This window comes from Actinoplanes siamensis, from assembly GCF_016862395.1.
GTDB lineage: Bacteria > Actinomycetota > Actinomycetes > Mycobacteriales > Micromonosporaceae > Actinoplanes > Actinoplanes siamensis.
The window spans coordinates 72,227-98,567 of the sequence record NZ_BOMW01000053.1 but is presented as its reverse complement, the minus strand read 5'-3'; the positions used below and the strand labels follow the sequence as shown (position 1 = coordinate 98,567).

Genomic DNA, 26,341 nt, shown 5'->3' with positions numbered 1-26,341 from the left:
GCCTGCTGACCCTGGCCGATGATCTCCTCGACCTGCTGCCGGACCCCCTCGAGGGAGATGCCCAGGCTCTCCAGAGCCTTGGCGGCGACGCCCTCGCCCTCGTGGATCAGACCCAGCAGGATGTGCTCCGTGCCGATGTAGTTGTGGTTGAGCATCCGGGCCTCTTCTTGGGCCAGGACGACAACCCGTCGCGCTCGGTCGGTGAACCGCTCGAACATGCCCTCGTGCTCCTCACGTGCCGTGCGCCAATGAACTGGCGGGGCCAGCGCACGGGCATCGGTGATGCCCGTGCTGTAACTCTATCGCCGCCGGGAGCATCCGCTGGGCCCTCGCAGCCCCTCGGAACGATCCGCGACGTTGATTTAGCCAACTTCGCACGCTCAGCGGCTCTTCCCCCACCCGAACGTGTACGCGTACAGCGAAATCGCGCCGATCCACAGCCTGTGGACAACACTGCCCTCCCTGTGGATAACCGTACTGAAGCCGGCTCGTCGCCGGGCCGGAAGCACGGAGAGGGCGTACCGATCATCGGTACGCCCTCTCCGTCGCGAGCTCAGGCCCGGCCGGGGCCCTTCGCGTGGTACTCGTCGACGATCTCCTGCGGGATGCGCCCGCGGTCAGAGATGTCGTAGCCGGCCTTCTTGGCCCACTCCCGGATCGCCTTGTTCTGCTCCCGGTCGGCCGCCGCCCCACCGCGGCCACGAGCCGCGCGGCCGCCGACGACCACACCGCCCCGGGCCACCTTGGTGCCTGCGCTGACGTACTGAGCGAAGACCTCCCGCAATTCCGCGGCGTTCTTCTCCGAGAGGTCGATCTCGTACTGAATACCGTCGAGCGCGAACTTCACCGTCTCGTCGGCGTCGCCGCCGTCGATGTCATCGACCAGCTTGTGAATGATCTGCTTGGCCACGCGCCGTTATCCTCCCGAACACAGGTTCTCTCCCACGCAATGGGAGAACAATAACGCCAGGGGGACATCGCCCGTCAATGGCGGGGGCGATAATTGACGAGCGGCTACTCCGGGCGGACCAACGGGAACAGGATCGTTTCCCGAATGCCCAGGCCGGTGAGCGCCATCAAGAGCCGGTCGATTCCCATTCCCATGCCGCCGGTGGGCGGCATTCCGTACTCCATGGCACGGAGGAAATCCTCGTCCAGCTGCATCGCCTCGGCGTCGCCGCCGGCCGCCAGCAGCGACTGCGCGTGCAGCCGTTCCCGCTGGACCACCGGGTCGACGAGTTCGGAATACGCGGTGGCGAGCTCGAAGCCGGCCACGTAGAGATCCCACTTCTCGGTGAGGCCGGGCGTCTCCCGGTGCGGCGCGGTCAGCGGCGCCGTCTCCTCCGGGTAGTCCCGGACGAACGTGGGCTGCTGCAGGGTGTGCTGCACCAGATGCTCGAAGAGCTCCTCGGCCAGCTTCCCGGCGCTCCACTTCGGGTCGACGCCGAGCTGGACCTTCTCCGCGTACCGCTGGAGCTGGGCCAGGTCGGTCCCGATGGTGACCTCCTCGCCGAGCGCCTCGGAGATCGCGCCGAACAGCGTGATCTGGTTCCACTCGCCGCCCAGATCGAGCTCGGTGCCGTCGTAGTGGGTGACCACGTGCGAGCCGGAGACCGCCTGCGCGGCCTCCTGAATCCACTCCCGCACCTGCGCCTGCATCACGTTGTAGTCGGCATACGCCTGATACGCCTCGAGCATGGCGAACTCCGGGGAGTGGGTGGAGTCCATACCCTCATTACGGAAGTTCCGGTTGATCTCGAAGACCCGGTCGATGCCGCCGACCACGGCCCGCTTCAAAAACAGTTCCGGGGCGATCCGAAGATAAAGATCGGTATCCAGCGCGTTGCTGTGCGTCACAAACGGGCGGGCGGTGGCGCCACCGTGCAGCAACTGCAACATCGGCGTTTCCACCTCGAGATAATTGCGGTGGAACAGCGACTCGCGAAGACTACGCACCACGGTTGCCCGAGTACGCACCGTGTCCCTGGCCTGCGGCCGGACGATGAGATCCACATAACGCTGCCGCACCCGGGTCTCCTCGGAGAGCGGCTTGTGCGCGACCGGCAACGGACGCAGCGCCTTGGCGGTCATCGACCACGAATCGGCCAGAACGGAGAGCTCGCCGCGCCGGCTGGTGATCACCTCACCGGTGACGGCGACCAGGTCGCCCAGGTCGACCAGGCGCTTCCAGTCGTCCAGCCGCTCGGCGCCGACCCGGTCCAGCGAGAGCATCGCCTGCAGCTCGGTGCCGTCGCCCTCGCGGAGGGTCGCGAAGCAGAGCTTGCCGCCGTTCCGGACGAAGATCACCCGGCCGGTGACGCTCACCTGGTCACCGGTGGCGGTGTCGGTGGGCAGCTCCGCGTACCGCGTACGGATCTCGCCGAGGGTGACGGTCCGCGGGACGGTGACCGGGTAGGGCGCGACGCCGTCGGCCAGCATCCGGTCCCGCTTCGCCCGGCGGACCTTCATCTGCTCGGGTAGGTCCTCGGCGGGGTCGGTCACTGGCGCGTTCTGCTCGGTCACGGCACGTCTTCCTGTGGATGTGGGCTGGAACAAGGACCAGGAAAGCGTACTCAGCCCGGCTCAGACGTTCCGCTCGTATACCATCCGCAGGCCGATCAACGTGATCATCGGCTCGTGCGCGGTCAGCGTGCGGCACTCGTCCTTCACCAGCCAGGCCAGCCCGCCGGTGGCGATCACCGCGCGGACCGGGCCGATCTCCTCGACCATCCGCTCCACGATCCGGTCCACCTGACCGCCGAAACCGTAGTAGAGCCCGGACTGCAGGCACTCCACGGTGTTCTTGCCGATCACCGAGCGCGGTTTGGTGGGCTCGACCTTGCGCAGCTGGGCGGCGCGGGCGGCGAGCGCGTCGAAGGAGATCTCGATGCCCGGGGCGAACGCGCCGCCGAGGAACTCGCCCTTCGCACTGATCAGGTCGAAGTTCGTGGTGGTGCCGAAATCCACCACGATCGACGGTCCGCCGTAGAGGGCGTGCGCCGCCAGCGTGTTGACCACCCGGTCGGCGCCCACCTCCTTGGGGTTGTCGATGGCCAGCTGCACGCCGGTCTTGACGCCCGGTTCGACGATCACACTGGGCACGTCGCCGTAGTACCGCTTCAGCATCGTGCGCAGGTTCCGCAGCGCGGCCGGCACCGTGGAGCAGGCGGCCACCCCGGTGATCTCCACCGCGTCGCCGGCCAGCAGCCCGCGGAACATCAGGCCCAGCTCGTCGGCCGTCGAGTTGGCGTCGGTCTTGATCCGCCAGTTGTGCACCAGCTTGTCACCGTCGAACGTGGCGAGCACGGTGTTCGTGTTACCGATGTCAATGCAAAGCAGCACGGATGCCCCTAAGAGTCAAAATCAAGACCCCCATTGTGTACGGGCTGAGCCCGGTCACCGCGCACGCAGGTCCAGCGCGATGTCCAGGATCGGCGAGGAGTGCGTCAGCCCGCCCACGGACAGGAAGTCCACCCCGGTCGCCGCGTACGCCGCCGCGGTCGCCAGGGTCAGGTTCCCGGTGGCCTCCAGCTCGGCCCGCCCGCCGATCGCGGCCACCACCTCGGCCAGCAGCTCCGGCGTCATGTTGTCGCAGAGCAGGAACGTGGCGCCGGCCGCCACCGCCTCCCGCGCCTCGGCCAGCGTGGTCACCTCGACCTGCACCGCCACCTCCGGGAACGTCTCCCGGACCAGCCGGTACGCGGCGGTGATGCCGCCCGCGGCCAGCTTGTGGTTGTCCTTGATCATCGCGACGTCGTACAGGCCCATCCGCTTGTTCGTGCCGCCGCCGACGCGCACCGCGTACTTCTCCAGCGACCGCAGCCCCGGGGTGGTCTTGCGGGTGTCCAGCACCGTCGCCTTGCTGCCCGCCAGCTGGTCGGCCCAGCGACGGGTGTGGGTGGCCACCCCGGACAGCCGGCTGATCAGGTTCAGCGCGGTGCGCTCGGCGGTGAGCAGAGCCCGGGTCGGCCCGGTCACCACTGCCAGCACGTCACCACGCCCGACCCGGTCGCCCTCGCCGGCGATCTGCTGGAACTCGGCGCGCCCCTGCGAGGTGACCGCGAAGACCTCTGCGGCCACCGGCAGACCGGCCACCACGCCGTCGGCCCGGGCCACCAGCTCGGCGGTGTCCACCTGGCCGGCCGGGATGGTGGCCTCGCTGGTCACGTCGCGCGGCGGGGTACCGAGATCCTCGGCGAGCGCGGTGAGCACGATCCGCTGGACCTCCGCGAAGTCCAATCCAAAGTCGATCACACTGTGCCTTTCTGAGCGTGCCCTGCCGGTCGTTGCTTCGCTGCGGTGCGGTCGATCACGCCATCTCCTGGAACGTCTGGGTCAGGCCGCCGTCGCGGTCGATCGAGTCCAGCAGATGGCCGCGCCACTCGTCGGCGGCGGTCGGGTAGTCCTCGCGCCAGTGACAGCCGCGGGTCTCCCGCCGGGTGCGTGCCGAGGCCACCAGCGCCGCCGCCACGGTGAGCAGGTTCGTCGCCTCCCAGGCCGCGGTGTTCGGCGTGGCGCGGGACTCGGCCAGCCGGGCCAGCTCCTTGGCCGCGGTGTCCAGCGAGTCGGCCGAGCGCAGCACCCCGGCGCCGCGGGTCATCACCCGCTGCAGCTCGGTGCGGACGGCCGGGTCGGCCACCCAGGCCGGGGCCGGATCGGTCCGCGCCGGCTCGGCCTGTGCGGGCAGGTCCGCGCCGATGTCGTCGGCGATCCGCTTGGCGAAGACCAGGCCCTCCAGCAGTGAGTTGCTGGCCAGCCGGTTGGCGCCGTGCACGCCGGTGCAGGCCACCTCGCCGCAGGCGTACAGCCCGGGGATGCTGGTCCGGCCGCGCAGGTCGGTGCGGACCCCGCCGGAGGCGTAGTGCGCGGCCGGGGCGACCGGGATCAGCTCGGTCGCCGGGTCCACGCCGGCCGCCCGGGTGGATCCCATGATCGTCGGGAAGCGACCCTCCAGGAACTCCTTGCCGAGGTGCCGCGCGTCCAGGAAGACGTGGTCCGCCCCGGTGGCCCGGAGCACCCGGTAGATGCCCTTGGCGACCACGTCGCGCGGGGCCAGCTCGGCCTGCTCGTGCTGGCCCACCATGAACCGCGTGCCGTTCTCGTCGACCAGGTGCGCGCCCTCGCCGCGCAGCGCCTCGGAGATCAGCGGCCGCTGCACCGAGTTCAGCCCGGACGTGACGAACGAGGTCGGGTGGAACTGGACGAACTCCACGTCGGTGACCGCGGCGCCGGCCCGCAGCGCGAGCGCCACGCCGTCCCCGGTGGAGACCGACGGGTTCGTGGTGGACGCGTAGATCTGTCCCATCCCGCCGGTGGCCAGCACCACCGCGCGGGCCAGGATGGCGCCGACGCCGTCCTCCGAGCCCTCGCCCAGCACGTGCAGGGTGATCCCACAGGCCCGGCCGTCCGCGGCCCGCAGCAGGTCCAGCACCAGAGCGTGCTCGACGAGCCGGATCCACGGGTCGCGGCGGACCGCGGCGTGCAGCGCGCGCTGCACCTCGGCGCCTGTCGCGTCGCCGCCGGCGTGCACGATCCGGTCCGCCCGGTGACCGCCCTCGCGGGTCAGCATCAGCGAGCCGTCCGGGTGCCTGTCGAACTCGGCGCCCCGGCGGATCAGCTCCCGGATCCGCGCCGGCCCCTCCTCGACCAGCACCCGCACGGCCTCCGGATCGCACAGCCCGACACCGGCGATCTCGGTGTCGTAGGCGTGCGCCCGCGGGGTGTCCAGCGGGTCCAGGACGGCGGCGATCCCGCCCTGCGCCCAGCGCGTGGAACCGTCGTCGATGTTGACCTTCGTGACCACCGTGACGTGCAGGCCCCGCTCGCGCAGGTGCAGCGCGGCGGTCAGGCCGGCGATGCCGGAACCGACCACGACGACGTCCGTGGTCTCGTTCCAGCCGGGCTCGGCGGCGGCGAGCCGCCGCGGCAGGGCCGGTAGATCCGCGAGAGGTGACATGTGGTCAGTACACTCCGCCCCCGGGCACCCATCACGGCGGGGGCGCCGTCAGTGGCCGCCGTTACTTGTACTGCACCGGCAGCGCCTTGGTCCCCTTGCCGCGCAGCGAGGTGGTCAGCTGGGCGCCGTCCAGCCACAGGTAGCAACGCACCCCGCGGTCGCCCTGGATCCACACGTCCGCGTTGCCGGGCAGCGAGATCACCCCGGTGCGGAACTCCAGGTCCTTGTCGTCGGGCACACCGGTGTAGGCGGCCACCACGGTCCGGCAGCCGTCGTGGAACTTCTCCCAGGCCGCCTTCCCCTTCGGGTACGCCGCGTCAGCCGGAGCGTCCCAGACCCCGGTGAACTCGGCGTTGTGCCTGGCGGTGCACGGGGCCGCCGGCATGCTGTCGATGGCGCCGCCGCTGCCCAGCTTGACGGCGTAGCAGCCGAGCTTCAGGCCGGAGCCGTCGTCCAGCGCGCCGCGCAGGCTGCCCTGCCGTTCGACCAGGGCGCCGTCGTCCTCGATCGAGTCGAGTTCCACCACGTCGCAGCGGAACCAGCGGGCGCCGCCGCTCCAGGCGGCCGGCGACGGGTGCGTCACGCCGATCCAGAGCCGGCCGGTACGCCACGGCGCGCCCACGTACGTGCTCGTCTTCTGGTCGCAGGTGCGGTAAGCCGCGCGGGCCGCCGCCGAGGACTCCGGCGGCGGCTGGTCGGCGTCCGTGGCCTCCCCGGTGTACGTACCCACGAAGGTCGTCTCGGTCCGGTGCCGCACCGAGCAGTCGACCTCTTCGTAGGTCGCCCGCGGCCCGGTCGCCGCGAAGTTGGCGAGGTGGCAGGTGTCGGCCATCGGCTCGAACCCGGTAGCCGGGGCCATCGCGCCCCAGTCGTTGGTGAGGTCTCCGTCGACGTTGCCGGGGTTTCCGCACCCGGCGGCGACCAGCAGCAGCACGCCCAGCGTGGCGGCCAGATCGAAGCCGAGGCCGGGGCCTGATCGGGCACGCCAGCGTCGCATGAGACAAGCCTCTCCCACACCCGTATCCGATTCGCCCACTATAGGATTTTTGACGGGGTGCCGGGCTCTGATCCGGATAATCGCTGGTTCGCCGCGCCACCGGGCGTATCCGAACGGACCACCCCGCGGACCCGCGGGCGGGACGCACGACCATGCGGGCCGCCGGGATCCCGGCGGCCCGCATGGACAAGACGATCGCTACCGGGTCAGCGTCAGGTCCCCGCGGATCAGCCCGTCGGCCATCCCGGCGACCGCCTCGGCCGGGTCGGCGCCCAGCTCGATCACCTTGTTGTCGGCGTCCACGTGCACCACCCGCGGCTGGTAGGCGCGCGCCTCGGCGTCGTCCATCTGCCCGTAGGAGATCAGGATGACCAGGTCGCCGGGGTGGACCAGGTGCGCGGCGGCGCCGTTGATGCCGATCACGCCGCTGCCCCGCTCACCCGGGATCACGTAGGTCTCCAGCCGCGCGCCGTTCGTCACGTCGACGATCGCCACCTGCTCGCCGGGCAGCAGGTCGGCCGCCTCCAGCAGGTCGAGGTCCACGGTCACCGAGCCGACGTAGTGCAGGTCGGCCTGCGTCACGGTGGCCCGGTGGATCTTCGACTTCAGCATGGTGCGGAGCATCAGGCTTCCTTCCGGAGAACGATCGGAACGTTGTCGATCAGGCGGGTGGCGCCCACCCGGGCGGCCACCAGCAGGCGGGCCGGACCCTCGTCCGGCACGTCGCCCAGGTCGGCGCCGGTGAGTTCGAGGTAGTCCAGGCGTACCCCCGGCTCCTCCGCCAGGATCTTGCCGGCGGTGGCCAGCACGGCGGCCGGATCGCTGTGCCCGGCGCCCTCGCGCAGAGCGCGAGAGAGCGCCAGCGCGGACTTCCGCTCCTGCTCCGAGAGATAGCGGTTGCGGCTGGAGAGGGCCAGACCATCACTTTCCCGTACGGTCGGGACGCCCACGATCTCCACGCCGAGTTCCAGGTCGAGCACCATCCGGCGGATCAGCGCCAGCTGCTGGAAGTCCTTCTCGCCGAAGTAGGCGACGTCGGCGCGGGTCAGCCGCAGCAGTTTCTCGACGACGGTGAGCATGCCGGAGAAGTGCCCCGGCCGGCTCGCGCCCTCCAGGATCGCGCCGAGCGGCCCGGGGTTCATCGTGATCGACGGCGCCCCGCCCGGATAGACGTCGTCCCGGCCCGGCGCGAAGACCACAGCGGCGCCCTCGGCGCGGCACGCCCCGAGGTCCGCCTCCAGCGTCCGCGGATACTTCTCGAAGTCCTCGCCCGGCCCGAACTGCAGCGGATTGACGAAGATCGTCACGACCACGAAGGGGGACCGCTGGCGGGCCGTCCGGATCAGCCTCCCGTGCCCCTCGTGCAGCGCACCCATCGTCATCACGACCGCGACCTCGCCGCCCGCCCCGTCCAGCGCGGCGACCAGCTCGTCGCGGGTGTGCGCCACCTGGGTCATACCGGGCTACCCACCTTCTCCGGCGACAGGATCTCGAGAAGGGCGGCGGCGTCCCGCGGGCGCAGGCGTCCGGCCGCGAGGGCGCGGTCCGCGGAGCGCCGGGCCAGAGCCAGATAAGCCGGTACGGCCGGTGCGGGCAACCGGTCCAGATGCTTGGCCACCGTGCCGGCGTCCCCACGGGAGACCGGCCCGGTCAGCGCGGCGTCGCCCAGCCGCAGCGCGTTGTCCAGCGCCGCGGTCAGCAGCGGCGTGAGCACCCGCGCGGGCTCGCCCACACCCGCCGCGCGCAGCGTGTCGGCCGCCTCGTTGACCAGGGTGACCAGGTGGTTCGCCCCGTGCGCGAGAGCCGCGTGATAGACCGGCCGGGCGTCCTCGGCGATCCACTCGGGCACGCCGCCCAGGTCGGCGACCAGCCGGGTGGCGAACGCCCGGTCCCGGGTGGTCACCCCCCAGGCGATGCCGGCCAGCCGTTCCAGGTCGGAGTCCGCCCCGGTGAACGTCATCGCGGGGTGCAGGGCCAGGCCGGGCACCCCGCCGAAGACGTCCAGCCCGTGCGCCCCGGAGGTGTGCGCGACGATCTGATCCGGGCGGAGCGCCCCGGTGCGGTGCAGCCCGGCGACCACACCCGCCAGGTGATCGTCGGGGACGGCGATCAGCAGCAGATCGGTGGCGGCGCGGGCGACCTCGTCGGCCGGCAGCACGGCGGCCGTGGGCAGCAGGCGCGCGGCCCGCTCCCGGGAAGCCCCGGAGACGGCGGCCGCGGCGACGACGCGATGCCCGGCGGCGTTCAGCGCCGCGCCCAGCACCGCCCCGACCCGCCCGGCGCCGACGACGCCGATGGTCAATGCGTTCATGGATCCAGTCCTCGTGATCGGGTACCGGTCGAGCGCCAGTATGCGCCGTCCCGGCACGCCCGTAGCAACCGCGTGTGAAGAAGCGCACCGCCGCTCGTTCCCCGTTCGGCCGGCGCGACGGTCCACTGAGCGCCCTCGCGCGTATTCCCCGGACCCGATTCCCGGCGGGCGTCGTCGTAGCCCGGTACCCAGCCTTTTCGCCACTTCCGTGACCTTCATCCGGCGATCACCCATATTCGGCCCCGCCGGAGGTTCGTTTCCGAGGCCCGTTTCCCGGCTCATCTCGATGCCGCCCTAGGGTGGGCACGTGGTGGGGATCGGCTGGCGGCTGGCCATGCGGGCCGCGCTCTACGGCGACGACGGGTTCTTCGTCCGGACGGGGACCGGACCCGCCGATCACTTCCGGACGAGTGTGCATGCCTCACCGCTGTTCGCCGGCGCGCTGGCCCGGCTCGTCGAACAGGTCGACCTGGCACTCGGGCGGCCGGCCCGGTTCGACCTGGTGGACGTCGGCGCCGGACGCGGGGAGCTGCTCACCGCGCTGCACGTGCTGCTGCCCGGGGACCTCGCGGACCGGGTGCGGCCGGTCGCCGTGGAGTTGGCCGGGCGGCCCGACGGGCTCGACCCGCGCATCCGGTGGACGCGGGAGCTGCCGGAATCCGTGACCGGGCTGCTGATCGCGACCGAGTGGCTGGACAACGTGCCGCTGGACGTGGTCGAGCGCGACGGGTCCGGCCGCCTGCGCAAGGTCCTGGTGGACCGGCGGACCGGGACGGAGACGCTGGGTGCGGCGGCGGACCCGGCCGAGATCTTCTGGACCGCCCGGTGGTGGCCCGGGGCGGGCCGCGCCGAGATCGGCGCCAGCCGGGACGCGGCCTGGGCCGATGCGGTCGAGCGGGTACGGCGCGGGGCGGCGCTGTGCGTCGACTACGGCCATCGCAAGGACGAGCGGCCGGTGCTCGGGACGCTGACCGGGTACCGGGACGGCCGCCAGGTGCCGCCGGCGCCGGACGGGAGCTGCGACGTCACCGCGCACGTCGCGATGGACTCCGCCGCCCGGGCCACCGGCCGGCCGTACCAGCTGGTCCGCCAGCGGGAGGCGCTGCGGCGGCTGGGGGTCAGCGGGGCCCGGCCGCCGCTCGCGCTGGCCGGTAGCGATCCGGCGGGTTATCTGCGGGCGCTCGCCGGTGCCGGGGAGGCCGCCGAGCTGACCGCGCCGGCCGGTCTCGGTGGGCACTGGTGGCTCTGGCATCCGATCGGCGTCGACGTGTCACTGGCCCAGCCGGGAGCCGCTTCCCCGTCGTGACCTCCACCGCGGCCGGGCTGCCTGGGCGATGACCGTCCACCGGCCGGGGCCGCCCCGGACCGGCGGCCCGGACGGTCACTGTCCCCCGGCCGGGCTGCGCGGCCGCGGTCGCCGGCCGGGGGCTGCCCCGGTCGTACCGCCGAATCGCGTTTTGCGGGAAAGCGGCCCGGACCGGAAAGCGGCGGCCGTGCGACGATGCCTGGTGTGACGGACGCGCTGCGGGAGATGACAGTCGGGACCGGGGCCGGGCTGGAAACGGCCGACATGGTCCTCAACATCGGGCCGCAGCACCCGTCGACGCACGGCGTGCTGCGGCTGAGGCTGACGCTGGACGGCGAACGTGTGCTCGCCTGCGAGCCGATCGTCGGATACATGCATCGCGGCGCGGAGAAGCTCTTCGAGGTGCGCGACTACCGGCAGATCATCATGCTGGCCAACCGGCACGACTGGCTCTCCGCGTTCTCCAACGAGCTGGGCGTGGTGCTCGCGGTCGAACGGCTGATGGGCATCGAGGTGCCGGAGCGGGCGGTCTGGCTGCGGATGGCGCTCGCCGAGCTGAACCGGGTGCTTAACCACCTGATGTTCCTCGGCTCCTACCCGCTGGAGATCGGCGCGATCACGCCGATGTTCTACGCCTTCCGCGAGCGGGAGACGCTGCAGGCGGTGATGGAGGAAGTGTCCGGCGGGCGGATCCACTACATGTTCAACCGGGTCGGCGGCCTCAAGGAGGAGGTTCCGGCCGGGTGGACGAAACGCGCGCGGCAGGCGGTCGGCGCGGTCCGGCGGCGCATGCCGGATCTGGACAAGATCATCCACCAGAACGAGATCTTCCTGGCCCGGACGGTCGGGGTCGGCGTCCTGTCGGCGGCCGACGCCGCCGCCTACGGCGCGTCCGGGCCGGTGGGCCGGGCCAGCGGTCTGGATTTCGACATCCGGCGGGACGAGCCCTACTTGGCGTACGACCAGCTCACCGTCCCCGTGGTGACGCGCACCGCCGGTGACTGTCACGCCCGCTTCCAGGTGCTGCTGGAGCAGGTGTTCGTCTCGCTCGACCTGGTCGACCAGTGCCTGGACCGGGTGGACCGGATCGGCGGGCCGGTGAACGTGCGGCTGCCCAAGGTGGTGAAGGCGCCGGAGGGACACACGTACGCGTGGACCGAGAATCCGCTCGGGGTGAACGGGTACTACCTGGTCTCCCGGGGGGAGAAGACGCCGTGGCGGCTCAAGCTGCGGACCGCCTCCTACGCCAACGTGCAGGCGCTCGCGACGCTCATTCCGGGATGCCTGGTGCCGGATCTGATCGCCATCCTCGGCTCGATGTTCTTCGTGGTCGGAGACATCGACAAGTAGCCGGCCGCCCCTGACACGGCCGGCCGGCACGGTCAGCGGCCGGCCGGTGCGGTCACCAGTTGGCCTGGGCGTCGTCGCGGTAGCCGGGCATGTTGGCGAAATCGGCCAGGGAGCCGACGTTCGTGTCGTTGGCCGAGGGGCGGTGGCGGCGGGCCTTGTACTGGCCCGAGTCACCCTGGCCGTTGCCGTTCGCGGAGTCGTAGCCGCCGTCCGGGCCGGGATAGCCGTTGTCCGGGGCGTAGCCACCGTTGTCGGGGCCGTAGCCGTTGCCGGGGCCGTATCCGTCGTCGGCGGCGTAGTCGTCGATCGGCTCGTTCCCGCCCGCGTAGCCGTTGGAGGCGCCGAAGTCGCCGTCGGGGGCTTCCGGGCGTCCGTAGGCGGCGCCGGGGCGGACAGCGGCATCGGGGACGGGGCGCGCTGCCGCGGCGGATCCAGGGCGGACGGACGCGACGGCCGCGGACCCGGGACGGACCGGCGCGGCGCCTCCGGTGCCGGCGGCGCCGGCTCCCGGACGGGCAGCGCCCGAGCCCGGACGAGCGGTGCCGGCGCCCGGACGAACGGCCGCCGCCCCCGGGCGAGCACCGCCGGGCCCGGAGCGGGCTCCGCCGGGGACAGTGGCAGCCCCGTTCCCGGGACCGGCAGCCGTGTTCCCGGGAGCAGCGGCGGCGTTGCCGGGGCCGGCAGCCGCGGGACCGGGACGGGCGGCTCCGGCGGCTCGCGAGGGCCGCTGGACGGGCTGGCCGCCGGATCCGTAGACACCGCCTTGCCCGGGGATGCCGGGTTGCGCGGGCATGCCGGCGGGAGCGGGCGGGGTCACCGAGGCGCGGGCCGGGCCGGCGACCGGGGCCGGGGCAGCTCCCCGCTGGCGGGGCACCGGGCCGGTGCCGGGGGGCGGTGGCGGAGGAACCGCCGGGCCGCCAACCGGAGCGCCGACCGAAGCGGATCCCACCGGGCCGGTGCCGACCGAAGCGGAGCCCACCGGGCCGCCGGCCGGAGCAGAACCCACCGGGACGGCGTTGACGGAAGCCGATCCGACCGGGACGGCGCCGACCGAGGCGGGGCCGGTCGGGACCGCCGCTGACGCGCGACCGGCGCCCGCCTGGCCGGCGCGACCGGCGGGACCGCCGGGTGACATCGGGCGGGCGCTGCCGGCGACGGCTGCGCGTCCACCGCTGGCGCGGGCCGGAGCGGTCCGCGTGTTCTGCTCGTTCTCCTCGGCGTAGCCGTCGAAGAAGTCGCTGTGCTGGTCGTCGTAGCCGTCGGCGTCGAAGCCGTCCGGGCCTGGGCCGTAGGTGGTGGGCTCGTCGAAAGCGGGCTGACCGTTCATCCCGGCGGGTCCGTGGAAGCCCGGCCGGCCGTTCATCCCCCGCCGGCCGTTGAACGGCGGGTCGCCGAAGGGCTGGTCGCCGTCGTAGCCGGGCTGGCCGTCGAAGCCCTGCGGGTCGTCGAAGGCCGGCTGGTCATCGTAGCCGGGCTGCTCGATGAAGCCGCCCCGCGGCACCCGTCCGGACGGCCCGAAGGTGGCGCCGTGCCCTCCACCCGGGCGTCCTGCCGGGCCTGCGCCGAAGTCGCCGGCCCCCGCGCCGGGAGCGAAGCCGTTCGGATCGTCCGGCGCGAAGCCGTCCGGACCACCGTCCGGACCGAACCCCTGAGGGTCGTCGTCGGGACCGAAGCCGTTGGGGTCGCCGTCCGGGCCGAAAGCGTTGTCCGGGCCGAAAGCGTTGTCCACGGCGAAGCCGTTCGGACCCGGGCCGAAATCACCCTCCGGGACGAAGCCGCTGTCCGGGCCGAAGCCGTCCGCCTCACCGAAGTCGGCGCCTTGCTCAGCGCCTCGCCCTGACTGCGGACCGTAACCGCCGGGCGCTGCCGCGCCGACCGCGACCCGGGCGCGTCCGCCGCCGGGCTGGCGCGGGTTCAACGGTGGACGGTGCGAACCCGGGCCGGCGGCCATGGCGGCCGCCGACTGTGCCGAGATCTCGGCGGTGAGGTCGTTGCGAAGGCGGTCGATCTCCTCCGCGACGCGGTCCTCGACATCCATCCGGAGCAGCACCGGATCGCTACGGATCAGCACCGACGCACCGATCAGCACGACACTGACCGCGATCAGCAGCACCGCGAACCGCACCGAGCCCGGGCTCCCGCCGATCAGCACCAGCGCGGCTGCCAGTGGGGCGAGGATCACCCCCGCCCAGAGGAGACCACGGAGCAGGCGTGCGCTGTGTCCCGCTTGGGAGTCGCGTTCCGGCATGGGCGCTGATGTTACCGAGAGTGCGCCCGGGACGAAACGGCCGAATGCCGAGTGGCACATACCGACCCGGCATTCGGACCGTCAGTCGACAGGGTCTCCCCCGCCGTCTCAGCCCGCGGCGAGCGCGCCGTCCGAGCTCAAGACCAGGCCAACCGAGATGGTGCCCTGCTTCAGAGCGTTCTTGGTGAGCGGGCCGCCCGCGTCCAGGGTGTCGAACCGGCCGGCCTGGAAGCTGTACGTCTCCACCAGGCCCTGCTGGCACTTGGGCCGCTGCGGGCACTCGGCCGGGCCGCCCAGCACGGTGGCCGCGCCGGAGCACTTCGACGCCAGGTCGGAGAGCGTGGTCAGCGCGTACTTCTGGGCGAAGGCGGTGGTGACGGCGAACGCGTTCTGGTCCTGCGCCTGGCTGGGCTGGCCGAAGGTCAGGCCGCGCTCGTCACCGAGCGCCTTGAGGTTGGTCACCGTGGTGTCCAGGTCGGACGAGGACGGGTCCTTGGCGTTCTTGTCCACCTTGCCGGAGAGGAACGTCGCGAGGGTGGCGGCGTACTCCGGGACGACGGTGATCTCGCCCTTCTCCAGGGCCGGCTCGTACAACTCGCGGTTGCCGATCTGCTGCACCTTGACGGTGTAGCCGGCAGCGGTCAGCACGATCCCGTACAGCTCGCCGAGCGTGGCGTTCTCGCTGAAGTTCGCCGCGCCGACCGTGACGTTGCCGCCCTTGCCCTTGGTCAGGCCGGCGGTCAGGTTGTTCGCCGTGGCGAAGTCCTGCGCGGCCGCCTTGGACGACTTGCGGTCGATGTCGACAGCCTTGTTGAGCTCGATCAGTTTGGCCGTGTCGAGTGCCGCCGACACCTTGTCGAGCGCGGCGATCAACTCAGGGCTGGACGCCTTCTTGTTGATGGCCGGTATGACGTTGTCGGTGTTCTGCAGCTTCTTGTCGTCGGTCAGGACGACCAGCTTGTCACCGGGGACCGGGGCACAGCCGGCGCCGGCGCCGGCAGCCGCCGACGGGGGCGCCTCGGTGCCCGAGGAGCCGGCTTCGCCACAGCCGGCAAGGACGACGACGGCCGCGGCGAGAACTCCGGCCGTACGGAAAAGACTCTGAGCCATTACTGCCGCCTTCTGTGTCCCGGCGCCGCCCGGATGGCGGTGCCGCGTGTCCGACGGGCAGCCCAAGTGCGATTGCCCGTGCAATGCTCACGTCTTTCCTACCGTGCGGGTATGACAAGATCACATTTTGATGCCGGAGCGTTATCCGGTGGTCACCGTCACAGCGTTCCGCCGGCGCTTACGAGCCCGCAGCGCAGGGGGTGTGACCAGACGCTGGAAAAGCGCCAGCAGGCCCTCGACCAGCAGTGCGAGCAGCGCCACAGCGAATCCGCCGGCGACGATCTGGCCTCCACCGCCGTTGCTCATCCCGATTCCGAAGCCGGCGCTGATGATCTGGCCCAGTCCACCGCCGTTGACCAGGGCGGCGAGTGCCGCGGTGGCGACCACCTGGACCGCCGCGGTGCGCAGGCCGGCCGCCAGGTACGGCACCGCGAGCGGCAGCTCGACCTGGCGCAGCAGCTGGCCGCCGGACAGGCCCATGCCGCGTGCCGCATCCCGGGTCTCCGGGTCCACCGAGCGCAGCCCGGTGTACGCGTTGGCCAGCAGTGGCGGCACCGCGAATACGGCGAGCGCGACCACCACCGGCGGCTTGCCGAAACCGAGCGGGGTGAGCGGCAGGATGGTGAGCAGCGCCAGGGTCGGGATGGCCAGCGTGAGGTTGGCGACGGTGACGACCGCGCCGCCGCCCCGGCCGCGGTGCCCCAGCCAGATGCCGATCGGCCAGCCGACCGCGCAGCCGAGCAGCACCGCCCAGAAGCTGATCACCAGGTGCTCGATCAGCCGGTCCATCAGGCCGCCGGGATTCGTCCAGTTCAGCGGGTCGTTGAGCCAGGTGATGCCCTCCTGGAAGTAGCTCATGCCGCCCGCCCCCGGGTCCACGGGGTGAGCACCCGGCCCAGCCCGGCCAGCAGCAGATCGAGCACCAGGGCGAGCCCGACGCAGAGGACCGTACCGGTGAGGATCTCCGCTTTGTAGAAGTTGTTCCGGAAACCGCCCAGGATGAGATCACCCAGGCCGCCTTGCCCGATCAGGGAGCCCACCGTGACGAGCGCCACAGTGGAGACGGTGGCCAGGCGCAGTCCGGTCAGGATGCCGGGGAGGGCGAGGGGCAGCTCGACCCGCAGGAGACGCCCGAGACGGCCGTACCCCATGCCGGTGGCGGCGTCGATGACCTCGGGTGGCACCTGGGTGAGTCCGGCCAGCGAGTTCCGCACCAGCACCAGCAGCGCGTACATCACCAGGGCGATCAGCACCGAGGTGGTGCTCGTCGTGCCGACCAGCGGGGCCAGCAGGGAGAGCAGCGCCAGCGAAGGGATCGTGTAGAGAATGCCGGAGAGTGCGAGAATCGGCGCGGTCAGCGGTTTGATCCAGTAGGCGACGACCGCCAGTGGCACGGCGACGACCAGCGCGAGCAGCACGGTCTTCGCGGTGAGCCCGGCGTGGAAGCGCAGGGCCAGGCCGATGGCGTCGGCGTTCTCGTGGACGTACCGCCAGGAGAACCACGGATTCCCCGGGCCGTCATCGGCGGGTGCGGCCACCGGCGTCAGCGATGCCGGTCCCCAGGACAGGAGAGACATACGTGGACGCTACCGCGGCATCGATCACCCTGGCGGACGTCGGCAAGGTGTATCCGGACGGCACGGTCGCCGTGGACGATTTCAGCCTCGAGGTGCGCGCGGGCGAGCTGGCCGTGCTGATCGGCGCCTCCGGCTCCGGCAAGTCGACCATCCTCCGCATGATCAACCGGCTGATCGAGCCGACCCGCGGGACGATCACCATCGACGGGCGGGACGTCCTGAAGCAGGACCCGGTGCAGCTGCGCCGGCAGATCGGCTACGTGATCCAGAACGTCGGGCTGTTCCCGCACCAGACGGTCCGGGCGAACGTCGGCACGGTGGCCCGCCTGCTCGGCTGGGACCGCAAACGGATCAACCAGCGCGCCGACGAGCTGCTGGACATCGTCGGGCTGGACCCGGCACGGTACGGCAAGCGGTACCCGCACGAGCTCTCCGGCGGTCAACGGCAGCGGGTCGGGGTGGCCCGGGCACTTGCCGCGGACCCGCTGGTGCTGCTGATGGACGAGCCGTTCTCGGCGGTCGACCCGATCGTGCGGGCCCGGCTGCAGGAGGAGTTCCTGCGCCTGCAGGCCACCGTACGCAAGACCATCGTGCTGGTCACGCACGACATCGACGAGGCGGTCCGGATGGGCGACCGGATCGCGGTGCTGGCCGAGGGCGGCCGCCTGCTGCAGTACGCGACGCCCGCCGAACTGCTGAGCCGGCCGGCGTCCGCGGAGGTGCGCGACTTCATCGGCGCCGACCGCGGGATCCGCCGGCTCGCGGTGACCCCGGTGCGGGACGTGATGTCCCCGTACACCGGCCCGGCCGACGGTCTGCCAACCGTGGACGCCGTCGCGACGCTGCACGACGCGCTCGCCGTGATGCTCACCTCGGACGCCACCACGGTCCTGGTCACAGAGGACGGCCACCCGATCGGCCAGGTAACCCGAACGGCGGTCTTCGACACCCCCGTACCCGAAACGAGGATCTGATGCCTTGACCGCGCCATCACGCGTTTCGCCCGTCGGTGACGACAGCGCCGGAACGACAAGCGAAGCGTGGTCTTTTTTGGTGCTCTCCTCACCGACCCCGAGGGGCGAAATGCCGCCGAGCGAAGCGAGGCGATCAGCTAGGGCAATCAGATCAAGTAGTCGATGAAGGCCGCCCGCAGCAACGGCTCGTGCTCGCCGAGATCACGTCCCTCCAGCTCGCGGAAGAGCGCGACCGCCTCGTCCACCGTCGGGCCGATCGAGTTGGGCGCGCCGTCGAGCGTGGCGGCCTCGTCCGCGTCCGGCAGGTGCCGCAGCACCGACCAGAAGAAGCGGACGTCGCGCTTCTCCCGGGCCTTGGCGAAGGCGCGTTCCCGCAGCGCTTCGGTGGGCAGGGCGTCCAGTTCGGCGAAGCCGGGCGTGGTCATGCGGAAATCATACGTTCAGCGGGTGGCCCCCCACGGGCCGTCGTCCCAGCGGTCGCTGCGGGCCGGCTGGGCCGGTGCGTTCCAGGTCTCCGGGCGGGTCGGCGACCAATTGGCGCTGTCCAGGCCGCCGGAGGGGGCGGCGTTCCACTCCTGCGGGCCAGCGGCGCTCGCCAGCCGGCCGTACGACTCGACGATCCGGGTGGCGATCAGGCCGCCGGCGAAGATGGCCCCGGCGATCGCGAACAGCGAGATCCGCAGATCCGTGCGGTCCTGGTAGTCCAGGAACAGGGTGAGCGCGATGACCGCGAAGAGGGTGCCGAAGATGCCGCCGCGGCGCCCGTAGGCGCTGGTGCCGCCGAGCAGCGCCAGACCCAGGCCGATGCCGGTCCACTCCAGGCCGGTGCCGGGGCGGATCGGGTCGGTCGTCTGGGCGGCCAGGATCACCCCGGCGCCGGCCGCGAAGACCGACGAGCCGATCAGGGCGACCAGCACCGGCAGCACCACCGCGGCGCCACGCCGGCCAGCCGGGTCGCCGACCGGGCGCATCCGGCCGAAGAAGCGGCGCACCGGGCCGACCGCGCCGAGCACGGCCCCGAGCACGGCCAGCGCCGCGAAGCCGCCGAAGAGCAGGAACGCGCGGTCGGTGGGCTCCCAGTCGCCCTGCACCGCTACCGCGTCGACCCGCAGCTGGTCGAAGGTGACCACGCCGAGCGCGGCGGCCAGCGTGGCCGCCCAGGCGGGCACGTGCAGCACCAGGATCAGCAGGCCGACCACCAGGCCGCCGGCCGCCGCCACGATCAGCGCCGGGACCAGCGCCGGCAGGATGCCCTTGTCCCCGTTCTCGGCGAACTGGAACTCGGCGGCCAGCACGATCGGGCCGATCGCCAGGTTGGGCACGCCGGCCCGCAGGGACAGCCCGGCGCCGAGCGTGATCAGGCCGATCGCGGCGCCGGTGACCAGCAGGCCGTCGAGCGCGGGACGCTGCACGGCGGCCGGGCTCTCCCGCCAGAGCAGGAAGCCGAGCACCGCGGCGCCGACCAGCAGGACGACCTCCCAGCCCAGGTGCACGCCGAGCCGGTCCGGCCCGTCCTCCTCGGCCGCGGCGCCCACCGGGGCGGTCAGCGACTGGTCCAGGGTGCTGTCGCCGGCGGTGTCGTCGAGCTGGACGCGACGACGATACGCTGCCGGATCGGTCTCGCCGCTGCTCTCGCCGGGCCGGCGGAACGTCGTGTCGTCGTACGCCATGCTCCGCGCCTCCTTACGCCCCCAACAGCGGTTCGAGGCGCACGCTACTCCGGGTCAGGTCACCCGCCGCCCAGGATACGGATACGACATGGCCTCAGTTCAGAGCGCGAATGGCTTTGACGGACGTCAACGCCGGCCGGGTCGCCGGAGGTCGTCGTCGTCCTCCCGGTCGGGCCGGTCCGGCACCCGGCAGGCCCGCTCGAGCCAGAGCGCCGTGCCGATCAGCGCGACCGCCGCGACCAGCGTGGTCGCCACCGTCGGCAGGTCCGACCGGGCCGACTCGGTCGGTTCCATCACCAGCCAGATCAGGATCCCCGCGGAGAAGCCAGCGGTCAGCGAGCCGACCAGCGAGGACGCCTTGGCGAGCGCCACGTAGCGGGCCACCGCGAGCGGCTCGACCGGCGGCGCGCCGGGCTTGCGCTGGATCCGGGCGCTGGTGTTCTGCGCCAGGAAGGCCTCGGCCAGGGCCAGCACGAACAGCACGACCGCCGCCGTCCAGGGCAGCGGGGTGAGCCGGTAGAACAGCTCGTTGTAGCCGAGCAGCAGCCAGCCCAGGGCGGCGCCGACCAGCGCGGCGAGCACCAGAGCCGAGACGCTCGTCGGCTGGAGTGACGGGTCGGTCCGGCGCCCGTTCGGGGAACCGTCGGGGTTGGCGCTCACCCCATCGACTCTAGCGACAGATCGGGACGCGACGTCATCGCTGCGACATCCGCGGCGAGTCCGGGCGCGGCGAGCAGCGCGGCCAGCGGGCCGTGCCCCGGCAGGGCGCCGTCCGGCCGCAGGTCGAGCCAGGGGCGCAGCACGAAGGCGCGCAGGTGGGCGCGCGGATGCGGCAGGGTCAGCTCGGGGTCGTCGCGGAACACCGGCCGACCGTCGGCGTCCCACACGGTGATCACGTCGACGTCCAGGGTGCGTGGGCCGAACCGGCGCGCCGGGTCCCGCTCGCGGCCTTCGGCCGTCTCGCAGGCCCGGGCGCGCTCCAGCCAGTCGTGGGCGGTGGCGGCGGGGTCCTGGGCGATGACCACGGCATTGAGGTACGCCGGTTGGTCCGGATCGCCCCACGGAGGCGTCTCGTAGACGCCGGAGACCTGCCGGGCGCTGCCGCCGAGCAGCGTCACCGCGGCCCGCAGGTGGGCCAGCCGGTCACCCAGATTGCTGCCGATGGAAAGAACCGCGCGGCTCATGCGGCGCCCGCCTTCCGTACGCTCGCCCGGGCCAAGTCCGGGTCGCCGCCGTCCGCCACCCGTGGCCACCGTCGGGTCACGCCGTCCGCTCCCGGCGCAGGGTGACCGCGACGTCGGCGAACTCGTGCGGGATCGGCGCCTGCGGCTTGTGCACGGTGACCTCGGCGGCGGACACCCGCGGATCGGCCAGGCAGACGTCGAGCAGCCGGTCGGCGAGCCGCTCCAGCAGGTTCACCGGCTCGCCGGTGAGCACGCCGACCAGCGCGGTGGCCAGCTCGCCGTAGTGCACCGTGTCGGCGACGTCGTCGCTGCCGGCGGCACGGCTCAGGTCCAGGTCGAGGCGGACGTCGACGACGAAGTCCTGGCCCTGCTCGCGTTCGAAGCCGTAGACGCCGTGCCGGCCGTGGGCGCGCAGCCCGGTCAGCGTGATCCGTCCGGTCACCCGGATCCTCCTGTCCGTTCGTAGCCGGGCCGGCTCCGCCGCCGTACCACCGATCGGTCTTCGATCTTCACATCCGGGCGAGCCGGGGCGAGCCGGTGGCGCGCCAGACGGCCAGCGCGTCGACGGTCTCCCGGACCTCGTGGACCCGGACGCCCCAGGCGCCGGCGGCGGCCGCCAGCAGGGAGGTGGCCAGGGTGGCCGCCTCGCGGCCGCCGACCGGGCGCGGCGTGCCGTCCGGGCCGGCCAGCAGCCGGCCCAGGTAGGTCTTGCGGCTGGCGGCGAAGAGCACCGGGAAGCCGAGCTCGATCAGGACGTCGAGGCGCGCGCTGAGGGCCCAGTTGTGCTCGGCGTTCTTGGCGAAGCCGAGGCCCGGGTCGAGGATGATCCGCCCGGGGTCGACGCCGGCCGCGATCGCGGCGTCGGCCCGGCCCCGCAGCTCGTCGCGGACCTCGGTGACCACGTCCTGATAGGTGGCCAGGCGCTGCATGTCGCGGGAGTGCCCGCGCCAGTGCATCAGGATCCACGGGCAGCCGGCGGCCGCGGCGACCGCCGCCATGCCGGGATCGGCCAGGCCACCGGAGACGTCGTTGACCACCATGGCGCCGGCCGCCAGGGCGGCCTCGGCCACCGCGGCCCGGGTGGTGTCGACGCTCAGCGGCACGCCGGCGGCGGCCAGGCCCTCGATGACCGGGACGACCCGGGCGGTCTCCGTGGCCGCGTCGACACGTTCCGCGCCGGGGCGGGTCGACTCGCCACCGACATCGACGATGTCCGCGCCCTGCCGGAACAGAGAAATGCCATGTTCGACGGCGGCGTCGAGCCCGGTGTGACGGCCGCCGTCGGAGAAGGAGTCGGGGGTGACGTTCAGGACCCCCATCACGACCGGGTGATCCCGGTTCAGCAGGTCAGCGGCGGTGACCTGGGCTTCTGTCGGCGGAGTGCGCACCCGTCGAGGGTACGGGGCCAGGGTGGTTCGAACAGGTGTACGATGGCGTGATCACTCTCATTCATCCACTCCTTCACCTTGGGTAACGAAACGGACGCTTGTTGCCCGCAAGTACGAGCCGTACTCTTCGGAACTGGGCATCATGAAGTGACCGAAGAGAGCAGACGAGCATGGCAGTGCCCGAACGGCTCACTCGACGTGGTGAGCTACAGGCAGCACGATATGGGCGTTGCCGAACGGCTTCACAACTGCAGCGTGTCCGTACCCCCCATACCGGACACGGGGAGGTTTACCGATGATCGCCACTGAGCTCGCCGGTCAGGTCGCGACGGCGCTCCAGAGCACTGTGCTCGCCGCCGCGGCGGAGCCCACCGGCATCAACACCTCGGGCATCGTCACCTTCTTCGCGAAGAACATCGCACCGATCCTGCTCGCGGTGCTCGGCGTGATCTTCATCGGCCGGGCCAGCCGCGGCGAGGTCTCCAAAGTGCTCACCAGTTCGGCGATCGCCATCGTCGGCCTGGCGTTCATCGCGGGGGCGGCGACGCTCTTCTTCGTCGGCGACTACCTGATCAAGCTGATCTTCAACTGAGATGCGGCTCCGGACCGACGACGACATCTACCGGGCTCGCCTGGTCTACCTAGGCCCGCCCGGGTACACGCTGCCCATCCACCTGCCGTACGCGCAGTACGGCATGTTCGTCGTGCTGGTGCCAGTGTTCATGGTCCTGCACTACCTGATCACGCTCGACTTCGACCCGTTCCCGGCCTGGGAGATCTCGCTGGCCATGGTGACGACGTCGTACGTGTTCCGCCACGTCGACCCGGACCGGCCGGCCCGGGTCGTCATCCGCACCGCGCTGACCGACTGGCGCCGCACCCGCGAGCCCGCCGTGGAGCGCCGCGACCCCAGACTTGTCGCCACTCGCATCCGGGTTCGGGAGGAGTTGGTATGACCGGTTCGGCCATCCTCGGCGGTGTTCACGCATGACCACGACCCCTCCGCCCGGGCATCCCCGCGCGGGTGCGCCCATGCCGGGCAGGCAGAGTAACGGTGTGCGTTCGGACAGCTACTCCTCGGCGGGATCCCTTGACGAAGCCGAGGAGCTGGTCGCCGCGCCCGGACACGGCGGCGTCGGCGTGTTCCAGGCGCCCCACACGCCCCGGTCGCACACCGGCACGCCTGTCGACACCACACTGGACATCGACTCCCCGTTCCTCGACCTGTTCGGCGGCACCGGCAGCCCGGCAGCCACCCGTCCGAGTGATCCACCGGCGGAACCGGCGCCCGCCAACGGCCGTCGTGCCAACGGCTCCGGGCCGGCGCCGCTGCCCGCCGCCCCGTCGCCCTCGGGATTCACCCGGGCGCCGGTCGGGCCGGAAGCTGACTTCTACCCGGAATCGGCCGGGACAAGCACTGATTTCCACCCCGCTGGGGCCGTGGACGAGGACGACTGGTCGCAGTACGACGAGTGGCCGCCGCAACCCGCTCCGGTCGCGCCGCCGCACCAGGCGCCGGCCCCCGGCCTGCCGCCACAACCCGCCCCGGTCGCGCCCCCGCGCCAGGCGCCGGCTCCCAGCCTGCCGCCGGCCCCGGCTCCGCTCCCGGTGCCCGTGCCGGAGAAGGCGCCGGCCCGGCGTACCGAGAAATCCCCCGCGAAGCGGCGCGGCAAGGAGCCGAAGGCTCCGAAGGCGGCGCCGCTGCGTCCGCAGAAGCTCAAGTTCAGCGATCGCGACCCGTCGATCGAGCTGGCGATCAGCGAGATCGCCGGGCACCTGACGTTCACCCAGAGCACCGTGACGGCGTGGTACTACCTGCCCGAGGTGCGCTGGGCGTTCCGGCCCGACGCGGAGCGCGAGGCGCTGCTCAGCGCGATCTCCGAGCAGTACGCCGGGCTGGCCGGGTTCCGCCTGCACCTGCGGCGCACCACCCGGCCGTTCCCGGCCGACGAATGGGCCCGCACGGTCGACTCGTTCACCACCAAGCCGCTGCCCGACGTGCAGAACGCGACGTCCTGGTCGGACCACCTGGTCGCGGCGCAGCGGCACCTGCTCTCGGTGAACCACGCGGAGGGCCAGACGTACCTCGGCGTGACGTTCGCCCGGCGCTCGCTCGGCGACACGTTCGCCGAGCGGATCCTGCGCGCGTTCGGCCGCGGCACCTCGGAGAACGAGCGGCGCAAGCTGGGCCGCACCGTCGAGCAGTTCGACGAGGTGCTCAACGCGTTCGGCATGCGCGGCCGGCGGGTCACCCCGCAGGAGCTGGAGTGGCTGTTGTTCCGCTCGGTGGCGCTCGGCATGGCGCCGCCCGGCCTGCTCTCCCCGGTCTCCAACGGCCACTGGGAGACCGGTGACCTGCTCGCCCTCACCGAACAGGTGGAGCGCTACCGGACGCCGTACGGTTCCACGGTCAAGCTGGTCAACCGGATGACCGGCGAGGAACGCCACGTCGCGGTGCTCTCGGTGGGCCGGATGGAGCCGCTGGAGATTCCCGAGCGGCACGAGCCGTGGATGCACTTCCACGAGCGGCTGCCGTGGCCCATGGAGCTCTCCTCACGGATCGACATCCTCGGCTCGAACAGCTCGTTCAAGAACCTCGAGCACCGGCTCCGGATGATCCGCTCGCAGCAACTGGATTACGCCGAGCACGGCATCGACGCCCCGCCGGAACTGGAGCGGCTGGCCAAGCGCGCGCTGGTGATCGGCGACGAGATGACCACCGGCCTGCCCACCGACTCGGCACGGGCACACGGCTGGCACCGGATCGCGGTCAGCGGCGCTAACCGGGACGAGTGCCTCGAGCGCGCCCGCCGGCTGATCCAGCTCTACTCCCGGGAACTGCGGATCTCCCTGCAGCACCCGAAGAATCAGGACCAGCTGGCCCGCGAGTTCATCCCGGGCGAGCCGATCGCCAACACCGGCTACGTCCGCCGGATGCCGGTCAAACTGCTCGCCGCCGCCCTCCCGCAGGCCGCCTCCACGGTCGGCGACCGGCGCGGTGACCTGATCGGGCGCACCGCCGGCACCTGCCGCCGGCCCGTCTTCCTCGACCTGCACTTCCCGATGGAGGTACGGGAACGCTCCGGGCTCGGCGTCTTCGTGGCCGAGCCGGGCGGTGGCAAGTCGACGCTGATGGGCGCGCTCGGATACCTGAACGCCCGACGCGGCGTCCAGGTCACCCTGCTCGACCCGTCCGGGCCGCTCGCCCGGCTGTGCCAGATGCCGGAGCTGCGGCCGTACAGCCGGGTGCTGAACCTGACCGGTTCCGAACAGGGCACCCTGGCCCCCTACGCGCTGATCCCCACCCCGGTCCGCTCCGAGTTCTCCACCGGCCCCGGCGGCGACCGGGAGTTCGAGATCGCCGTCTCCAACGCCCGCGCCGAGCGCCGCATGCTGGTCCAGGACATCTGCTCGATGCTGGTGCCACCCCAGGTGGCCAAGGAGGCGTCCACCGCGACGCTGCTGCGCCACGCGGTGCGCCAGGTGCCGGCCGAGGAGACATCCACGCTCGACGACGTGGTCGCCACCCTGCAAGGCTTGGACGACGACGAGGGCCGGGAACTGGCCAACCTCCTGCTGGACACCGCGGAAATGCCGCTCGCGCTGCTCTTCTTCGGCCGCCCGCCGCAGCACCTGCTCGGCGCCGACGCCGCCCTCACCGTGATCACCATGGCCGGTCTGCGCCTTCCCGACCTCAAAATCGAGCGGGAATACTGGTCGGCCGAGGAGTCCCTGGCCCTGCCGATGCTGCACACCGCGCACCGGCTCGCGGTGCGGCGCTGCTACGGCGGCTCCATGTCGTCCCGCAAGATGGTCGGCCTCGACGAGGCACACTTCATGGAAGGCTGGCGCTCCGGCCGCTCGTTCCTGGTCCGGCTCGCCCGGGACTCCCGGAAGTGGAACCTCGCGGCGCTGGTCGCCTCCCAGAACCCGCGCGACATCCTCGGCCTCGACGTGCAGAACCTGGTCTCCACGGTGTTCGTCGGCCGGATCGCGGAGGACCAGGAGATCGCCTCCGAGGCCCTGCGCCTGCTACGGGTCCCGGTCCACGACGGCTACGAGGCGACGCTGGCCTCCCTGTCCCAGGTCGACACGTCGTCCCAGAACCGCTTGGGCTTCCGGGAATTCGTGATGCGGGACGTGGACGGGCGGGTCCAGAAGGTCCGCGTCGACGTCTCGTATGTCGACGGGTTGCTGGAGCACCTGGACACTACGCCTGGAGCTGCGGCGCCTTCGGTGGTGCCGCTTCCGTCCGACCTGGAGGTTTGAG

At 72.1% G+C, this 26,341-nt stretch carries 26 protein-coding genes; 6 read left to right on the top strand and 20 right to left on the bottom strand.

Going from position 1 to position 26,341, the window contains the following annotated elements; all coding sequences use genetic code 11:
- The 10 genes from Asi03nite_RS26490 to Asi03nite_RS26445 all read right to left on the bottom strand — a co-directional run.
- A partial coding sequence (locus Asi03nite_RS26490) for a Clp protease N-terminal domain-containing protein (protein WP_203683169.1) occupies positions 1–218 on the bottom strand: 218 nt, incomplete at its 3' end.
- A 335-nt stretch (positions 219–553) separates the two neighbouring features.
- Positions 554–910: a histone-like nucleoid-structuring protein Lsr2 gene (locus tag Asi03nite_RS26485; RefSeq protein WP_203683168.1), complete on the bottom strand. Its 357-nt coding sequence runs from the start codon at positions 908–910 to the stop codon at positions 554–556.
- Positions 911–1,014: 104 nt separating this feature from the next.
- Positions 1,015–2,523 carry a lysine--tRNA ligase gene (lysS, locus tag Asi03nite_RS26480; protein ID WP_203683167.1) on the bottom strand — a complete coding sequence of 503 codons (1,509 nt, stop codon included), beginning with the start codon at positions 2,521–2,523 and terminating at the stop codon, positions 1,015–1,017.
- A gap of 60 nt (positions 2,524–2,583) precedes the next feature.
- The gene (locus Asi03nite_RS26475; protein ID WP_203683166.1) at positions 2,584–3,342 is read right to left on the bottom strand and encodes a type III pantothenate kinase; all 759 of its coding nucleotides are present in this window, start codon (positions 3,340–3,342) and stop codon (positions 2,584–2,586) included.
- A gap of 54 nt (positions 3,343–3,396) precedes the next feature.
- Positions 3,397–4,254 carry a carboxylating nicotinate-nucleotide diphosphorylase gene (gene nadC, locus Asi03nite_RS26470; RefSeq protein WP_203683165.1) on the bottom strand — a complete coding sequence of 286 codons (858 nt, stop codon included), beginning with the start codon at positions 4,252–4,254 and terminating at the stop codon, positions 3,397–3,399.
- Between the two features lie 55 nt (positions 4,255–4,309).
- A complete protein-coding gene (locus tag Asi03nite_RS26465) occupies positions 4,310–5,956 on the bottom strand; it encodes an L-aspartate oxidase (protein WP_203683164.1) in 1,647 nt (548 codons plus the stop codon).
- Between the two features lie 61 nt (positions 5,957–6,017).
- The gene (locus Asi03nite_RS26460; RefSeq protein WP_203683163.1) at positions 6,018–6,953 is read right to left on the bottom strand and encodes a septum formation family protein; all 936 of its coding nucleotides are present in this window, start codon (positions 6,951–6,953) and stop codon (positions 6,018–6,020) included.
- Between the two features lie 198 nt (positions 6,954–7,151).
- Positions 7,152–7,577 carry an aspartate 1-decarboxylase gene (gene panD, locus Asi03nite_RS26455; protein ID WP_203683162.1) on the bottom strand — a complete coding sequence of 142 codons (426 nt, stop codon included), beginning with the start codon at positions 7,575–7,577 and terminating at the stop codon, positions 7,152–7,154.
- Entirely contained in the window at positions 7,577–8,410 is an 834-nt protein-coding gene (panC, locus tag Asi03nite_RS26450; RefSeq protein WP_203683161.1) for a pantoate--beta-alanine ligase, read from the bottom strand. Before panC ends, panD begins: the two co-directional genes overlap by 1 nt.
- Positions 8,407–9,264 carry a Rossmann-like and DUF2520 domain-containing protein gene (locus Asi03nite_RS26445; protein ID WP_203683160.1) on the bottom strand — a complete coding sequence of 286 codons (858 nt, stop codon included), beginning with the start codon at positions 9,262–9,264 and terminating at the stop codon, positions 8,407–8,409. The genes panC and Asi03nite_RS26445 overlap by 4 nt, the downstream gene beginning before the upstream one ends.
- Positions 9,265–9,574: 310 nt before the next feature.
- Here Asi03nite_RS26445 and Asi03nite_RS26440 point away from each other — a divergent pair, with 310 nt between their 5' ends.
- A complete protein-coding gene (locus Asi03nite_RS26440; protein WP_239102936.1) occupies positions 9,575–10,570 on the top strand; it encodes an SAM-dependent methyltransferase in 996 nt (331 codons plus the stop codon).
- A 225-nt stretch (positions 10,571–10,795) separates the two neighbouring features.
- Positions 10,796–11,920, top strand: coding sequence for an NADH-quinone oxidoreductase subunit D (locus tag Asi03nite_RS26435; RefSeq protein WP_373872168.1), 1,125 nt, complete (start codon positions 10,796–10,798; stop codon positions 11,918–11,920).
- Positions 11,921–11,972: 52 nt separating this feature from the next.
- On the opposite strand, the gene Asi03nite_RS26430 is transcribed toward Asi03nite_RS26435, so the two are convergent.
- The 4 genes from Asi03nite_RS26430 to Asi03nite_RS26415 all read right to left on the bottom strand — a co-directional run bounded on the left by Asi03nite_RS26430 (position 11,973) and on the right by Asi03nite_RS26415 (position 16,855).
- The gene (locus Asi03nite_RS26430) at positions 11,973–14,168 is read right to left on the bottom strand and encodes a collagen-like domain-containing protein (RefSeq protein ID WP_203683158.1); all 2,196 of its coding nucleotides are present in this window, start codon (positions 14,166–14,168) and stop codon (positions 11,973–11,975) included.
- Positions 14,169–14,276: 108 nt separating this feature from the next.
- The gene (locus tag Asi03nite_RS26425) at positions 14,277–15,278 is read right to left on the bottom strand and encodes a glycine betaine ABC transporter substrate-binding protein (protein ID WP_203683157.1); all 1,002 of its coding nucleotides are present in this window, start codon (positions 15,276–15,278) and stop codon (positions 14,277–14,279) included.
- Positions 15,279–15,419: 141 nt separating this feature from the next.
- Positions 15,420–16,136 carry an ABC transporter permease gene (locus Asi03nite_RS26420; protein ID WP_203683156.1) on the bottom strand — a complete coding sequence of 239 codons (717 nt, stop codon included), beginning with the start codon at positions 16,134–16,136 and terminating at the stop codon, positions 15,420–15,422.
- Positions 16,133–16,855 carry an ABC transporter permease gene (locus tag Asi03nite_RS26415; protein WP_203683155.1) on the bottom strand — a complete coding sequence of 241 codons (723 nt, stop codon included), beginning with the start codon at positions 16,853–16,855 and terminating at the stop codon, positions 16,133–16,135. The genes Asi03nite_RS26420 and Asi03nite_RS26415 overlap by 4 nt, the downstream gene beginning before the upstream one ends.
- Between Asi03nite_RS26415 and Asi03nite_RS26410 the strand changes: the two genes are divergently transcribed.
- A complete protein-coding gene (locus tag Asi03nite_RS26410; RefSeq protein WP_203683154.1) occupies positions 16,828–17,829 on the top strand; it encodes an ABC transporter ATP-binding protein in 1,002 nt (333 codons plus the stop codon). The two genes, Asi03nite_RS26415 and Asi03nite_RS26410, sit on opposite strands and share 28 nt — an antisense overlap.
- Before the next feature lie 146 nt (positions 17,830–17,975).
- Here Asi03nite_RS26410 and Asi03nite_RS26405 read toward each other — a convergent pair whose 3' ends face one another.
- From Asi03nite_RS26405 to folP, 6 genes are all read right to left on the bottom strand, one after another.
- Positions 17,976–18,254 carry a hypothetical protein gene (locus Asi03nite_RS26405; RefSeq protein ID WP_203683153.1) on the bottom strand — a complete coding sequence of 93 codons (279 nt, stop codon included), beginning with the start codon at positions 18,252–18,254 and terminating at the stop codon, positions 17,976–17,978.
- Between the two features lie 15 nt (positions 18,255–18,269).
- Positions 18,270–19,499, bottom strand: coding sequence for an ABC transporter permease (locus tag Asi03nite_RS26400; protein ID WP_203683152.1), 1,230 nt, complete (start codon positions 19,497–19,499; stop codon positions 18,270–18,272).
- Positions 19,500–19,625: 126 nt separating this feature from the next.
- Complete coding sequence (locus tag Asi03nite_RS26395) at positions 19,626–20,159, bottom strand: DUF3180 domain-containing protein (protein ID WP_203683151.1); 534 nt, start codon at positions 20,157–20,159, stop codon at positions 19,626–19,628.
- A complete protein-coding gene (gene folK, locus Asi03nite_RS26390) occupies positions 20,156–20,683 on the bottom strand; it encodes a 2-amino-4-hydroxy-6-hydroxymethyldihydropteridine diphosphokinase (protein WP_203683150.1) in 528 nt (175 codons plus the stop codon). Before folK ends, Asi03nite_RS26395 begins: the two co-directional genes overlap by 4 nt.
- A 76-nt stretch (positions 20,684–20,759) precedes the next feature.
- Positions 20,760–21,125, bottom strand: a complete 366-nt coding sequence (folB, locus tag Asi03nite_RS26385) for a dihydroneopterin aldolase (RefSeq protein ID WP_203683149.1) — start codon at positions 21,123–21,125, stop codon at positions 20,760–20,762.
- A gap of 67 nt (positions 21,126–21,192) precedes the next feature.
- On the bottom strand, positions 21,193–22,002 hold the full coding sequence (gene folP, locus Asi03nite_RS26380; protein WP_203683179.1) for a dihydropteroate synthase: 810 nt from the start codon (positions 22,000–22,002) through the stop codon (positions 21,193–21,195).
- Between the two features lie 364 nt (positions 22,003–22,366).
- Here folP and Asi03nite_RS26375 point away from each other — a divergent pair, with 364 nt between their 5' ends.
- Genes Asi03nite_RS26375 through Asi03nite_RS26365 form a run of 3 tightly spaced genes read left to right on the top strand, consistent with a single transcriptional unit; the run spans position 22,367 to position 26,340 of the window.
- Entirely contained in the window at positions 22,367–22,663 is a 297-nt protein-coding gene (locus Asi03nite_RS26375; protein ID WP_203683148.1) for a hypothetical protein, read from the top strand.
- 1 nt (position 22,664) lies between these two features.
- Positions 22,665–23,027, top strand: a complete 363-nt coding sequence (locus Asi03nite_RS26370; RefSeq protein ID WP_203683147.1) for a hypothetical protein — start codon at positions 22,665–22,667, stop codon at positions 23,025–23,027.
- Between the two features lie 31 nt (positions 23,028–23,058).
- Positions 23,059–26,340, top strand: a complete 3,282-nt coding sequence (locus Asi03nite_RS26365) for an ATP-binding protein (RefSeq protein ID WP_203683146.1) — start codon at positions 23,059–23,061, stop codon at positions 26,338–26,340.
- The last annotated feature ends 1 nt before the right edge of the window (position 26,341 follow it).